This window comes from Klebsiella michiganensis (assembly GCF_015139575.1).
Taxonomy (GTDB): Bacteria; Pseudomonadota; Gammaproteobacteria; order Enterobacterales; family Enterobacteriaceae; genus Klebsiella; species Klebsiella michiganensis.
Window position 1 is genome coordinate 2,291,227 of the sequence record NZ_AP022547.1, and the last position, 14,491, is coordinate 2,305,717.

Here is a 14,491-nt window from a genome sequence, read left to right on the forward strand (position 1 = left end):
TTGTGCGGGCTCTGTTCATTATGCCATTACGCCTCCTGCGGAGGCTCGAGTTAACAGGACTACATCATGTTTGACAGTAAAGCGGGCACTCCGCTGGAAGGGTTTGCCGAATTTGCCACTGCCGCTGCCGCCGAAGGCGCTGTATTGCTGAGAAACGATCGCGGAATGCTCCCACTCAATCCTCTGCAGCCGGTTTCACTATTTGGCCGTACGCAGATTGACTACTATCGCAGCGGTACCGGTTCCGGTGGGGCTGTTAACGTGGTGAGTCGTACAACTTTGTTGCAGGCAATGCGGGAGCGAAGCGGGGGCAGGCTCAATGAGCAACTGGCCGCGCTTTACGAAAGCTGGATTGAACAACACCCCTTCGACAACGGCGGAGGGGGCTGGGCAGCGGAACCCTGGTACCAGCAGGAGATGCCGCTGAGCGATGAGCAGATTCGTCAGGCCCGCGCCGTCTCGACCCAGGCTGTTATTGTCCTCGGTCGTACCGCGGGCGAAGATCAGGATAATGCCGATGTTGAAGGCGGGTACCGGCTCACGGCCGATGAGAAGCACATGCTACACCAGGTATGCCGAGAGTTTGATGAAGTGGCAGTCGTGTTGAATACCGCCGGGCTTATCGATCTCTCATGGGCTGACGATCCGCTGCTGCGTCAACGCATTCGCGCGCTTCTGTATGTCTGGCACGGTGGCGCGCACGGCGCACAGGCCGCAGCCTCGTTGCTATACGGCGATGTGACCCCTTCAGGTAAGCTGGTTGGCAGCATTGTGATATCGCTGGACGATCATCCGGCATCCCCCTGCTGGGGTGCGGAAGAAAAAAATCTCTACCAGGAAGATATCTACGTTGGCTATCGCTACTTCGAAACCTTTTGTCCGCAGCGCCTGCAGTTCCCCTTTGGCTTTGGTCTCTCATACACCTCTTTCACCCTGCAATCGGCGCGGGCGGAGACTTTTGGCGACCTGATCAAGGCGACCGTCACCGTGACCAATCGCGGGGAGCGCTTCGCGGGCAAAGAAGTGGTGCAAATCTACCTCCAGGCGCCGCAGGGCGCGCTCGGCAAACCGGCCAAAGCGCTGGTGGCTTTTGCCAAAACTCGCCTGCTGCAACCGGGGGAAAGCGAAACCTTAACGTTATCGATCCCGCTGGAGCGTTTTGCCTCCCTGGACGATAGCGGGGCGACCGGGCATCCACACTGTTATGTGATGGAGCCAGGGCTTTATCGTTTGCTGCTTGGTAACAGCGTGCGCGATCTACAGCCGCTGCCGGTTGATGGCGAGGCGGGGTATTCGCAAAAGGTGCTGCGAGTCCTCTCCTGCCATCAGCAGGTGCTGGCGCCGACGGTGCCTTTCGTACGTATAAAACCGGTCGCGGACGGCGATGATGGGCGCTATCAGATCGAGTGGGAGGACGTGCCGCGGCGGGAGATTAATCTGCGCGCGCGCATTGAGGAGCGTTTGCCAGAGGCTATCACCCTTACCGGTAACCAGGGACTGACCCTCAACGACGTGGCTGAAGGGCGTACCACGATGAATGCCTTTGTTGCTCAGCTGTCTGTTGAGGAGCTGGCCTGCCTGGTGCGCGGTGAAGGCATGTGTAGCCACAAGGTGACGCCCGGCGTCGCGTCGGCTTTTGGCGGCGTGGCCGACAGCCTGCTGGAAAAAGGTATTCCTCTGGCATCGACCGCCGACGGCCCATCCGGGATTCGCATGGATAACGGCGCGAAGGCCACTTTGCTTCCCAGCGGTACATTATTGGCCTCCAGCTGGGACCCGATCCTCGTGGAACGCTTATACGTGATGGAAGGCAAAGAGCTGCTGCGCAACGGTATCGACCTGCTGTTAGGGCCGGGGATGAACATCCAGCGCCATCCGCTGAACGGGCGTAATTTTGAGTACTTTTCCGAAGATCCGCTGCTCACCGGGATGATGGCGGCGGCGGTGGTTCGCGGCATTCGCAGCGGCGGCGGGATTGCCACCCTCAAGCACTTTGCCTGCAACAATCAGGAGTTCGCCAGAGCCAAAGCGGATTCGGTGGTGTCAGAGCGCGCGCTGCGTGAAATCTATCTCAAAGGTTTTGAGTATGCGGTGAAATCCGGCGGCGCAAATGCGGTAATGACCGCTTATAACCCGGTCAACGGCCACCATGCCGCATCCAACTACGATCTCACCACCACCGTACTGCGCGAGGAGTGGGGCTTTCGCGGGATCGTGATGACCGACTGGTGGGCAACGATGAACGATCCCATCGATGGCGGCGCGGCGAGCACTCACAACACCGCGGCGATGATCCGCGCGCAGAACGACCTTTATATGGTGGTCAATAATAACGGCGCGGAAGTTAATGCGGGGGGAGATAATACCCTGGCGGCGCTGGCGACAGGCGAGCTAACGCTCGGTGAGCTTCAGCGCTGCGCGATAAACATCCTCGACTTTATGCTGCAGACGCAGGTCTTTAAGCGCGGGGAGATGCCGCGGGCGGGGATTATTCGCCTGGCGGCGGATCCTGCGTGCGATGGGGCCTGTCCTGGCGCAATTAAAATCGCCGAGCAGTCGCGGCTGCGCTACGACGAGGAGCTGGTGCTGAGCGTTGAGCGAACAGCGGTTTATGACGTGCTGGTGAGCGTTCACGCTAACGGTGCGCCGCTCGCACAAACCGCCTGCAACCTGCTGCTTAATGAACAATTTGTGGCGACGATCCAGACCAACGGTACGCTCGGTCGTGAGATTGTGCAGAAGCTGTGTCGGATTGAGCTACAGTCGGGGAAATATCGTGTAGGCTTTGATTTTATCAAGCCGGGTCTGGTGGTGGACTGGCTGGAACTCAAGCTCGTTAATGACTAATTTCCGTCTCAGGAGCCGCCGATGAACCGACGCCATTTTTTGTTTTTAAGCGCCGCCGCGCTGCTGGCGGACGGTCGTCTTCGCGCCGCTGAAAGCCAGCAAACGATCCGCCTGTGGCCCGGCGTGCCTCCCGGCGGCGGCGGACCGGACGGCCCCGTTCGCTTATCGGCACGCGGCGCGCTAAGCCATATCGCCCAGCCTGAACTGACGGTATGGCGTCCCGCAGCGCCACGCGGTCACGGCGTATTAATTGCTGCCGGCGGCGGCTATCGACGCATTGAAATGGCGAAGGAGGCCTGGCCCGCCGCGCGCTGGCTAACGATGCGCGGCTATACCGCGTACGTGCTGACCTATCGTCTTCCCGGGGAGGGGTGGCAAGCGGGCGGCCTTGCTCCGCTGCAGGACGCTCAGCGGGCGCTGCGCCTGATTCGTCAGCGGGAAGCCAAAGTCAGCCTTCTGGGGTTTTCCGCCGGCGGACATTTGTCGGGAATGGCTGCCTGTCGCGCTGATTTTGCCTCTTACTCGCCGATCGACGGCGTGGACGACACCCCGCCCCGGGCCGACGGCGCCGCGCTGATTTATCCGGTGATTTCTCTCGAACCTCCGTACACCCATACCGCCACCCATCGGCTCCTCGCCGGGCCTCACGCCGCGGAGGAGGTGGATCGCGCCTGGTCGGTACAAACCTGGGTCAGCGGGCGGACGCCGCCCTGTTTTCTGGTTCAGGCGGAGGACGATAATGTCTCCGATCCGCACAATACGTTGATAATGGCCGCCGCCTGCCGTCAGCATCAGGTCCCGGTCACCCTGTATCGTTACGCCAGCGGCGGTCACGGTTTTGCGCTGGGCCGGGCCGGTACGCCCAGCGTCGAGTGGCCCGAGCGCTACGCAGCGTGGCTGGCGGCGCGTTAGTATCGCGTGAATCGACTTGCCCCAAATTGGTGCGCTTTAAGCGAAAAACAGGCCATAAATAAGCAAAGCGTCTGATTGTTTTTTATTCAATTCAGCGTCATGGCATAACAGCGTAACGCCGCGCCGCCGCGCTGCGTTACCTGGCATAATTAATGCTTATCTCTTACCGGGATTACCTCAAAGTGAGTACAACCGGAGGAGACGGCCATGATAAAAATAACGCTTCCTGACGGGCATTATTATGATGAGATGCTTACCGCACAGGGAGAGCAGCGTCAGCACTATAACGCCTGGTGGCAATGGTTTCGCAGTACCGATCAATTCTCTATCCGGCAGAAGAAAGAGCAGGCGGAGCTGCTCTTTCACCGCATCGGCATCACCTTTAACGTCTACGGCGAGGATGAGGGCACCGAACGACTGATCCCTTTCGACAGCGTGCCGCGTATTATTCCCGCCGGCGAGTGGCAGCGGATTGACCGCGGCATCCGCCAGCGGGTGAAAGCGCTCAACGCTTTTCTTTACGATATCTACCACGATCAAAATATCCTTCGCGCGGGGCTGATCCCGGCCGAACAGGTGCTGGCGAACGAACAGTATCAACCCTGTATGCAGGGGATAAATTTACCCAATAACACCTACGCCCATATCACCGGAGTCGATATGGTGCGCAACAGCGACGGCCAGTATTACGTGCTGGAGGATAATCTGCGCACCCCCTCCGGCGTCTCCTATATGCTGGAAAACCGCAAAATGATGATGCGGCTGTATCCCGAAATGTTCGAACAGCACCATATTGCGCCGGTAGAACGCTACCCCAGCTATCTGCTGCAAACGCTGCGCGAAAGCTCGCCGGTGGACGATCCGTGCGTGGTGGTGATGACCCCGGGGCGGTTTAACAGCGCCTATTTTGAACACAGCTTTTTGGCCCAGCAGATGGGCGTTGAGCTGGTGGAAAGCGCGGATCTGTTTATTAAAACCGGGGCGGTGTACATGCGCACCACCGAAGGACCGCGGCGCGTGGACGTCATTTACCGGCGTATCGACGACGCATACCTTGACCCGCTGGCCTTCCGCGCCGACTCCATGCTAGGCGTTCCGGGGCTGCTGTCGGTGTATCGCGCCGGGGGCGTGGTGCTGGCCAACGCTATCGGTACCGGCGTCGCCGACGATAAATCGATCTACCCCTTCGTACCGGAGATGATCCGCTTCTATCTGGGCGAGCAGCCGATCCTGAGCAATATTCCCACCTGGCAGTGTCGTAAGGCGGAAGATCTCAGCTACGTGCTGAGCAATCTTGAACTGATGGTCGTGAAAGAGGTTCACGGCGCGGGCGGCTACGGCATGCTGGTTGGCCCGCGCTCGACCAAAGAGGAGCGCGATGCGTTTCGCCAGCGCCTGCTGGCGAATCCGGCCAACTATATCGCCCAGGACACCCTGGCGCTGTCGACCTGCCCAACCTTTGTCGACGAGGGGCTGGCGCCGCGCCATATCGATTTACGTCCCTTCGTCCTTTCCGGCCAGGAGATCCGCCTGGTTCCCGGCGGGCTGACGCGGGTGGCGCTAACCGAAGGCTCGCTGGTGGTGAACTCGTCGCAGGGCGGCGGCACCAAGGATACCTGGGTGATGGAGGATGATGAATCATGTTAAGCCGCACAGCGAGTGAACTCTTCTGGATGGCGCGCTACCTTGAGCGCGCGGAAAGCTATGCCCGGGTGCTGGACGTGACCTGGAAGCTGTCGATGATCCCCCGCCACAGCCAGCAGTCACGGGATTTAGCCTTGCCGCTGAATCTGTCGCTGACCCATGAGCTGTTTCAGGCGCGGCACGCGCGTTTCACTATGAGCAACCTGCTTAATTTTTTCGCGCTCGACGGCAACAACCCGTACAGCATTTTCAGCTGCGTCGAGATGGCGTGGAACAACGCCCATGCGGTGCGCGGCAGCTTGTCGGCGGAGGTGTGGGAAAGCATCAACGCCACGCGCATTGAGCTGCGAAAGCTGCGCCAGCAGGGGATCGGCGAGCTGGGCAACGACGCTTTCTTTGAGTGGGTAAAAGAGCGGGTACATCTGTTTCGCGGGGCGATCCTCGGCACGCTGCTGCGTAACGACGCCCTGAGCTTTATCGGGATCGGGACGCTGATCGAGCGGGCATCCGCCACCGCGCAGCTGCTGTTGATTAAGGATCAGCAGCTGAACAGCGATCCCGATCCGGTACGCGAGTACTACCGGCTGGATACGCTACTTAATGCGGTCAGCGCCCGCGAGGCCTACAACAGCATTTACCGCCAGCCGGTCAGCCGCGAAACGGTGATGGAGCTGCTGATCCTGCGCAACGATGTGCCGAGATCGCTGAGAGCGAGTATTTCCGACCTCGTCGGGCAGCTGGAACAGATTGCCAACGACCGCTCGCACTTGCCGCTGCGGCTGGCGCACCAGCTCAACGTCGACCTGCGTTTCAGCACCCGCGACGATCTGGCGCAGGCCGATTTACAGGTCACCCTTAATGCACTGCTGGCGCGGATTAACGCGCTTTCCGACAGCATCAGACAAACCTATCTGGAGGCGTTATGAAACTGGTTATCGATCACCTGACCCGCTACGGCTACGATGAAGAAGTGAAGTTTTCGACCCAGTATCTGCGCCTGACGCCGCGCAGCAGCGGTCGGCAGAAGATCACCGCCTGGACATTAACCCTGCCGGACGGTTCCGCCGTCGCCACCACCGACGCCTGGGGCAACGTGCTGCACGTGCTGACGCTGGATAATCCGCATAAAGAGATTACTATCCGCGCCAGCGGGATCGTCGATATCGCGGAAGAGGGGGACGACATCGGCGCGGAGCCGCAGGAGCTGCTGTCGCCGCTGGTTTTCTTGCGCTGTACGCCGCTCACCCGCGCCGACGGCCCGATCCGCGAATTCGCTCAGCGCTGGTATCAGCCGGAGGCGCAGGAGGAGAGCCTGAACCGGTTAATGGCCGAGCTGCTGCTGAGAATGCCCTATTCGCCGGGCGCCACCCAGGTGCAGGACTCCGCCGCCGATGCCTTTGCGCGCGCGAAAGGGGTTTGCCAGGATCACACCCACGTGTTTCTCGCCTGCTGCCGGGCGCTGGAGATCCCGGCGCGCTACGTCAGCGGCTACGTTTACAGCGATAACGCCGAGCACGTCGCCATGCACGCCTGGGCCGAAGTGTGGCTCAACGAGCGCTGGCAGTCGTTTGATATCACCAATAACACGCGCAGCCTGAATCAACATTTGCGGCTGGCGACCGGGCTGGACTATCTTGATGCGTGCCCGGTACGCGGCACCCGCCTCGGCGGCGGGGGGGAAATCATGTTAACTAACGCTGAAGTGCGCGAGCATTCGCAGCAGGCGCAGCAGCAATAACGGCAGGAACAAAAAACGATGACCTACTGTGTGGCCATGTGTTTGTCAGATGGACTGGTATTTGCCTCAGACTCCCGCACCAACGCGGGAGTGGACCATATTGCAACGTTTAAAAAACTGCACGTTTTCCATCAGGATGGCGAACGGGTCATGGTCCTGCAGTCGGCGGGCAACCTGGCCACCACTCAGAGCGTGATTAGCCTGCTCAGCGCCCGCATTCGCACCCAGCAGGAGCCTAACCTGATGCAGGTGACCTCGCTATACGACGCGGCGATGCTGATCGGTAAAACCTTACAGGAGGTGATTCAGCGCGACAGCAGCAATCAGCAGAACTGCGGCAATACCAACTTCAACTGCAACCTGCTGCTCGGCGGGCAGATCGCCGGCGAAACGCACCGGCTGTTTCATATCTATCCGGAAGGCAACTTTATTGAAGCCACCCGCGACACGCCCTATTTCCAGATTGGCGAGAGCAAATACGGCAAGCCGATTATCGACCGGGTTCTGACCATCGATACTCCCCTGGAGCAGGCGATGTGCTGCGCGCTGATTTCGATCGACTCCACCCTGCGCAGCAATCTTTCGGTGGGCCTGCCGCTGGACACCCTGCTGTACCGCAGCGGTAGCCTTAGCAGCGCCGAACAGCATCGGATCACCGAAAGCGATCCCTATTTCAATACCATTCGCAAAGCGTGGTCCGAAGGGCTGCAGAACACCTTTCTGAAGCTGCCGCCGTTCACGCCGGGCGGCCACAATCAGGCGGAAAAATAACGCCCCGGCGTCATGCCGGTCATGGTGCGGAAGAAGTAGATAAAGGCGCTGTCGCTGGCGAAGTCGAGCGCCTGCGCCGTATCGGTAATCCGCTCCCCGGTTGCCAGCATCTCGACCGCTTTCATTAATCGCCACTGTTGACGCCACTGCTGGTAGGACATCCCGGTATCGCGGCGAAACAGTCGGCTGATGGTTTTTTCGCTGGCGCCGCAGCGGGCAGCGAGCGTCCCAAGCGGCGGCGGCAGCGCGTCGCCGCAAACCATCGCCAGCCGTTTATCCTGCGGCAGCGCGAGCATCATCGGCTCCCGCGCGGCGGCGCGAATTTCCGCCTGGCACAGGGCGGCGAGATGCCGCGCCGGCTCGGCCTCCCAGTCGGTATCCCAGGGGCTGGCGCTGATGCGCTCTAATAGTTCGCGCAGCAGCGGCACCACGTTGAGTATCGCCGACTGCGTTGGCAACTGAGGGTAACGCTGCGGCTGAAACCAGACGGAACGATAGTCGACAATGTTTTTCATCTCCGCGCGATGGCTGACTTCAGCGGGGATCCACGCCGCGCGCCCCGGCGGCAGCAGGCACAGCAGGGCGCCATCGTCGAGCGTTAAACGCACGCATCCCTGACGGGTAAACAGGATCTGCGCCATCTTATGCCGGTGGCTGCCGGAGTCGTGGTTACCGAGCGCCGACTGCACGCCAATCAGGCTACTTTTCAACGCATCCGGATCGAATGCCGCGTCAGCGTCAAGCCAGGCCATAATGTCTGATTTCCGATATTTAAAGTCATTATGTTTATAATGTTCGATAAACGGCTTCCCTACAATAGCGCCTCTTGTTAATCAGGAGGTGGATATGCTGGGACGTGCCGCGCTGGTGCTGGTGACCGCGCTACTGATGTTTCCGCAAATAGCGGAAACGATTTATAGCCCGGCGCTGACCGATATCAGCGCCCGTTTTTCCGTGAGCGCGCCGCAGGCGGCGCTAACCCTCTCCGTGTACTTTATCGGTTTTGCCGTCGGCGTTTTGCTGTGGGGCGGATTTAGCGATCGCTACGGCCGGCGTCCGGCGCTGCTGGCGGGGTTAGGGGTTTACGCATTGGGATGCCTGATGGCGCTGTGGGCGACGGATTTTTCGCTGCTGCTGGCGGCGCGGATCGTCACGGCCGCTGGCGCGGCAACCGGTTCAGTGGTGACGCAGACGGTCCTGCGGGACTGCTATAGCGGGCGGCAGCTGGCGGGAATTTTTTCGTTTATCGGCCTGGCGCTGGCGGTAAGCCCGGCCGTTGGGGTGTATATCGGCGGCGGGTTGACCGCCCTCTGGGGGATGCGCGGCGTATTCAGCGCGCTGGCGCTTTTGGCCGCCGCGCTTCTGCTGGGCTGCCTGGCATTGATGCCGGAAACGCGTCCGCAAAACCTCAGGAGAGGGCCGTTTCTTCACGTGCTGCGGCGGATGGTGGGCGATACGCGTATCGCCCTGGCGGCAACCCTGGTGGCGGCATTTAACGTCAGCCTGTTCAGCTACTACAGCCTGGCCCCGTTTCTGTTCGCCCGATTCGATCTTGATGCCCTGACGTTTGGCTACAGCGGCATGGCGCTTGCCGCGGGTTCGCTGCTCGGCGCGCTGCTTAACCACCGGCTGCTGCGTCGGAATGTCTCGCTGGGGCGGATACTCGCCATCGCCTGCATTCTGCACTTAGCCGGCGGCGTCGCGGTGTACGTGCTGCGGGAATCCATCTGGTTTGTGGCGCCGGTTGCGCTGGTCACCCTCGCGTATGCGATGGCGATCCCGCTGGTGCTGGGCTCGGCGCTCAGCGCCTACGGCGACTGTCGGGGCACCGCCGGCGCCTTTTTCGGCCTGTTTTATTATGTCCTGATTGGCGCCGGTCTGCTGGCGGCCGGGTGGGGGCAATCGCTGTGGGCGTCGCTGCTGGCGTGCGCGGGCGTGAGCATGCTCGCCGGGTGGCGATATATCATCGTGCTCAACGAGGGCTAAGGTGATTTTCTGGCAAAGCTAAGCGATTTAAATTCTTTGTTATTTAACGCGTTATCTCACATCTTCGGAGGATCAAACGATAACGCGAAAAGGCAGTGGCAGGAATGGCAAAAAGCAGGTCGGTCTATCTGCATCCGCAGCAGCGCGAGCGGATTCATCAGTTTTCCCGTAGCTGGCTGTGGCGCAGCGAGCTGCCCACCTGGCTACTGATCGTTGCCGTCTACGGCGGCTGGTTTGCCTCGCTGGCCTGGTGGCGCGAGCTGGGCATTTTCCCCGCCACGCTGCTGCTCATCTGGTTCACCGCCTGGTATATGTCATTGCAGCATGAGCTTATTCACGGTCACCCCACGTCGCGACCATGGTTTAACCAGTTGCTGGGGACCCTGCCGCTGGCGGTCTGGTATCCCTACGGGCTGTACCGCGACTCGCACCTGGCGCACCATCATCATCATTTGCTGACGCAGCCGGTTGACGATCCGGAATCCTACTATTTTACGCCGCAGAGCTGGCAGCGTTTTGCCCCCTGGCAGCGTAGCCTTATTCATCTGCGCAATACGTTTATCGGCAGGCTGCTGGTGGCGCCGCTGCTGGATATTGCCCAGACGCTCGGCAGCGCGCTGGCGGCATTTCGACACCGGCGGGTGAACACAATAGCGATGTGGCTGGTTCACGGCCTGCTGCTGGCGGCGCTGTTCGCGTGGATGAATCACCTCGGCTTTTCGCCGCTTTACTTCGTGCTGGCTATCAGCTACCCGGCGCTGGCGTTGACCAAAGTGCGCTCTTTCCTTGAACACCGCGCCGCGGACGATCCGCTGGCCCGTTCGGTGATCAACGAGGCGGGGCTGGTCTGGCGGGTGCTGTTCCTCAATCTCAACTACCATTCAGTGCATCACGATTTGCCGGGGGTACCGTGGTACGGGCTGCGAAAAATCTATCTGCATAATCAGGCGGAGTATCAGCGGCGCAACGCCGGGTTTGTGGTGCGCGGCTATGGTGAATGGCTGCGGCATTTTTTTGCCAGGCCGGTGGCGGTGAATGCCCATCCCGGGTTCAACCAGCAGGGTAAGGCGGATGAAGAGCATGAGTGAAAGGCTGGCGTTTCCGATGTACGCGGTGAATGACGAGGATACTCAGGCGCTCTGGCGGGCGGTGCGGCAGCTGCTGGCGGCCCGCGGCGTGGTGGAGGAGGATACGCTGTCGTATCAGGTACCTGAGGATCTGCTGACGCACTGGCGCCATCCGGCGCTGCTGTTGAGCCAGACCTGCGGTTATCCGCTGATGACGCGGCTGCCGGCAGTGCAAACGGTCGGCTGTTTTCACTATTCCGCGCCCGGATGCGAAGGGCGGAACTACCGCAGCCTGCTGGCGGTACGTGAGGCGGACGGTGGTCAGACGCTGGCGGATTTTCGCGGGCGCCGGGTCGTGTGCAATTCGCCGGATTCCCAGTCCGGCTATAACGTGCTGTTAAAAATGGTCGCGCCGCTGTCGCGCGATGGGCGTTTCTTCTCGGCGGTCGCGTTTAGCGGCAGCCATCGCCAGTCGCTGCGTGAACTTCAGCAGGGGACGGCGGATATTGCCGCTATTGATTGCGTGACCTGGGCGCTGCTGCAGCGTCATCAGCCGGAGGCGCTGGCGGGGCTGGCGGTGATTGCGCGCAGCCCGCTCGCCCCGGGTCTGCCGCTGATTACGTCGGCGACGACGTCCGCGGCGACGCTGGGGCTGCTGAGAGAGGCATTGCAGCAGCTGGTGAGCGATGAACGCTACCGGCCGCTTTGCGAAGCGCTGTTTATCTGCGGCTACAGCGATATGCGGCGCGCGGACTATCAGCCCCTGCTGGCGTGGCGTGATGAGGCGGCGGCCAGGGGCGTTGTGCGGCTGTAGGCGGCAATTTCCCCGGGCCGCGGCGCAAGCGCCTTGCCCGGGCTACCGGCCCGCAGGCGGTTGTGAACCCGTAGCCCGGCTAAGCGCAGCGCCACCGGGAAGAAAACCGCAGCAAAGCATCCGGCAGCGCACCTTTCCCGGAGGCGGCGCGTTGCGCCTGTCCGGGCTACCGATCCGCAGGCGGTTGTGAACCCGTAGCGCGGCTAAGCGCAGCGCAAGCCGGGAAGAAAACCGCAGCAAGGCATCAGGCAGCGCACCTTCCCCGGAGGCGGCGCGTTGCGCCTGTCCGGGCTACCGATCCGCAGACGGCGGTGAACCCGTAGCCCGGCTAAGCGCAGCGCAAGCCGGGAAGAAAACCGCAGCAAGGCATCAGGCAGCGCACCTTTCCCGGAGGCGGCGCATTGCGCCTGTCCGGGCTACCGATCCGCAGACGGTTGTGAACCTGTAGCCCGGCTAAGCGCAGCGCAAGCCGGGAAGAAAACCGCAGCAAGGCATCAGGCAGCGCACCTTTCCCGGAGGCGGCGCGTTGCGCCTGTCCGGGCTAGCGAACCGCAGGCGGTTGTGAACCCGTAGCCCGGCTAAGCGCAGCGCAAGCCGGGGAGAAACCGCACCGAGGTTTCAGACACAGCACCTTCCCCGGAGGCGGCGCGTTGCGCCTGTCCGGGCTACCGAACCGCAGACGGTTGTGAACCCGTAGCCCGGTCAGCGCAGCGCCACCGGGAAGAAAACCGCAGCAAAGCATCCGGCAGCGCACCTTCTCCGGAGGCGGCGCATTGCGCCTGTCCGGGCTACCGATCCGCAGACGGTTGTGAACCTGTAGCCCGGCTAAGCGCAGCGCAAGCCGGGAAGAAAACCGCAGCAAGGCACCCGGCATCGCACCTTCCCCGGAGGCGACGCGTTGCGCCTGTCCGGGCTACCGATCCGCAGACGGTTGTGAACCCGTAGCCCGGCTAAGCGCAGCGCAAGCCGGGAAGAAAACCGCAGCAAGGCATCAGGCAGCGCACCTTTCCCGGAGGCGGCGCGTTGCGCCTGTCCGGGCTACCGATCCGCAGGCGGTTGTGAACCCGTAGCGCGGCTAATCGCAGCGCAAGCCGGGAAGAAAACCGCAGCAAGGCATCAGGCAGCGCACCTTCCCCGGAGGCGGCGCGTTGCGCCTGTCCGGGCTTGTATGATTACTCCGTCAGAAAGAACCGGCCAGTTCTCTCTGATGGCGGTCCGGATGCCGTGTCCGGGCTTAGGCTTTCGCGCCTGTTCCGTAGATCCTTTGCACCGGACCGCCGTTCTTTCTCATGTGATAAACCGGACAGTATCATGGACCGGCTTTCACCGGTAACCCGTATTTGCAAGGTTGGTTTCACTATGGAAAATGAACTCCACTTCATCGGTATTGATGTCGCCAAAGCTAAACTGGATGTCGATATTCTTCGCCCTGATGGCCGGCATCGTTGTAAAAAATTTGACAATACCCTCTCCGGACACGAAGCGCTGGTCCGCTGGCTTCGCGGCCATGACGTGAACCGTGCCCATGTCTGCATGGAGTCCACCAGCACCTACATGGAAGACGCGGCCGCGCATCTGAGTGATGCCGGGTATACCGTGTCCATCATCAACCCCGCCCTCAGTAAAGCTTTCGCACAGAGTGAGGGGTTGCGCAGTAAAACTGACAAAGTGGACGCCCGTATGCTGGCTCACTTCTGCCGGGAAAAACGCCCGTCAGCCTGGGAGGCCCCTCATCCGACAGAGCGGGCACTGAAAGCCCTGGTGTTAAGGCATCAGGCGCTGACAGAGATGCAGACGCAGGAGAAAAACCGGCGGGAAACCGCGCCGGAGGTTCAGCTGGCCAGCATTGACATCCTGCTGGGATGTCTGAGCGCGGAGCTGGCACGTATCGAAAAACAGATAAAAGACCTGACGGATAACGACCCGGATATGAAACGACGGCGGAAGCTGCTGAACAGTATCCCGGGCATCGGGGAGAAAACAGCGGCTGTTCTGCTGGCGTATACGGGCCTGAGGCTGAAGTTCGGTACAGCGCGGCAGTTCGCGGCGTATGCAGGACTGACGCCGGTGCAGCATGAGTCGGGCAGCAGCGTGATGCGGGCGAGCCGGATGAGCAAAGCGGGGCCGGTTCAACTGCGCAAGGCGTTATACATGCCAGCGTTATCGGCGCTGTACCATACGGCGTGGGGAAAAGCGTTCAGGAAAAGGCTGGAAGAGAGCGGAAAGCGGGCAAAAGTCATCATAGGGGCGATGATGCGAAAGCTGGCGCAGGTGGCTTATGGAGTACTGAAGTCAGGAAAGGCGTTCGATGCGTCACAGCATGAGCTGTTGATAGCGTAACAACGTTCCCTGAGAAAAAACGACAGCACCAGAGAGTGCTGTCGTTGGTGTGCCTGTCATCCGGGAGCCGGAGAAAGTATCGGCAACTAAAAATGGTTGCAGGCGTTCACAGTATCTACCGAACCGCAGGCGGTTGTGAACCTGTAGCCCGGCTAAGCGCAGCGTAAGCCGGGAAGAAAACCGCAGCAAGGCACCCGGCATCGCACCTTCCCCGGAGGCGGCGCGTTGCGCCTGTCCGGGCTACCGATCCGCAGGCGGTTGTGAACCCGTAGCCCGGCTAAGCGCAGCGCAAGCCGGGAAGAAAACCGCAGCAAAGCATCCGGCAGCGCACCTTTCCCGGAGGCGGCGCATTGCGCCTGTCCGGGCTACCGA

The 14,491-nt window shown here is 61.1% G+C and carries 11 protein-coding genes; 10 read left to right on the top strand and 1 reads right to left on the bottom strand.

The genetic code is table 11. The features are described 5' to 3' along the window. The first annotated feature begins 66 nt into the window (after positions 1 to 66). The 6 genes from JLG71_RS10855 (at position 67) to JLG71_RS10880 (ending at position 7,912) form a co-directional block, all read left to right on the top strand. Positions 67 to 2,847 carry a beta-glucosidase gene (locus JLG71_RS10855; RefSeq protein ID WP_200914205.1) on the top strand — a complete coding sequence of 927 codons (2,781 nt, stop codon included), beginning with the start codon at positions 67 to 69 and terminating at the stop codon, positions 2,845 to 2,847. Positions 2,848 to 2,868: 21 nt separating this feature from the next. Next, a complete protein-coding gene (locus JLG71_RS10860; RefSeq protein WP_064405610.1) occupies positions 2,869 to 3,759 on the top strand; it encodes an alpha/beta hydrolase in 891 nt (296 codons plus the stop codon). A gap of 207 nt (positions 3,760 to 3,966) precedes the next feature. Beyond that, the gene (locus tag JLG71_RS10865) at positions 3,967 to 5,406 is read left to right on the top strand and encodes a circularly permuted type 2 ATP-grasp protein (protein WP_014229793.1); all 1,440 of its coding nucleotides are present in this window, start codon (positions 3,967 to 3,969) and stop codon (positions 5,404 to 5,406) included. Continuing rightward, positions 5,400 to 6,329: an alpha-E domain-containing protein gene (locus JLG71_RS10870; RefSeq protein WP_004103215.1), complete on the top strand. Its 930-nt coding sequence runs from the start codon at positions 5,400 to 5,402 to the stop codon at positions 6,327 to 6,329. Before JLG71_RS10865 ends, JLG71_RS10870 begins: the two co-directional genes overlap by 7 nt. Next, on the top strand, positions 6,326 to 7,141 hold the full coding sequence (locus tag JLG71_RS10875) for a transglutaminase family protein (RefSeq protein ID WP_014229792.1): 816 nt from the start codon (positions 6,326 to 6,328) through the stop codon (positions 7,139 to 7,141). Before JLG71_RS10870 ends, JLG71_RS10875 begins: the two co-directional genes overlap by 4 nt. Before the next feature lie 18 nt (positions 7,142 to 7,159). Next, positions 7,160 to 7,912 (top strand): proteasome-type protease, encoded by a 753-nt coding sequence (locus tag JLG71_RS10880; RefSeq protein WP_064375555.1) that lies wholly within the window; start codon positions 7,160 to 7,162, stop codon positions 7,910 to 7,912. On the opposite strand, the gene JLG71_RS10885 is transcribed toward JLG71_RS10880, so the two are convergent. Beyond that, complete coding sequence (locus tag JLG71_RS10885; RefSeq protein WP_025106160.1) at positions 7,897 to 8,664, bottom strand: AraC family transcriptional regulator; 768 nt, start codon at positions 8,662 to 8,664, stop codon at positions 7,897 to 7,899. The two genes, JLG71_RS10880 and JLG71_RS10885, sit on opposite strands and share 16 nt — an antisense overlap. A 94-nt stretch (positions 8,665 to 8,758) precedes the next feature. Between JLG71_RS10885 and JLG71_RS10890 the strand changes: the two genes are divergently transcribed. The 4 genes from JLG71_RS10890 (at position 8,759) to JLG71_RS10905 (ending at position 14,119) form a co-directional block, all read left to right on the top strand. After that, positions 8,759 to 9,898 (top strand): multidrug effflux MFS transporter, encoded by a 1,140-nt coding sequence (locus tag JLG71_RS10890; protein ID WP_200914207.1) that lies wholly within the window; start codon positions 8,759 to 8,761, stop codon positions 9,896 to 9,898. A 104-nt stretch (positions 9,899 to 10,002) separates the two neighbouring features. Then, positions 10,003 to 10,986, top strand: coding sequence for a fatty acid desaturase (locus JLG71_RS10895; protein ID WP_014229788.1), 984 nt, complete (start codon positions 10,003 to 10,005; stop codon positions 10,984 to 10,986). After that, positions 10,979 to 11,779, top strand: a complete 801-nt coding sequence (locus tag JLG71_RS10900; RefSeq protein WP_109240576.1) for a phosphate/phosphite/phosphonate ABC transporter substrate-binding protein — start codon at positions 10,979 to 10,981, stop codon at positions 11,777 to 11,779. The genes JLG71_RS10895 and JLG71_RS10900 overlap by 8 nt, the downstream gene beginning before the upstream one ends. A 1,359-nt stretch (positions 11,780 to 13,138) precedes the next feature. Then, positions 13,139 to 14,119 carry an IS110 family RNA-guided transposase gene (locus JLG71_RS10905; RefSeq protein WP_032747738.1) on the top strand — a complete coding sequence of 327 codons (981 nt, stop codon included), beginning with the start codon at positions 13,139 to 13,141 and terminating at the stop codon, positions 14,117 to 14,119. Positions 14,120 to 14,491 lie beyond the last annotated feature (372 nt).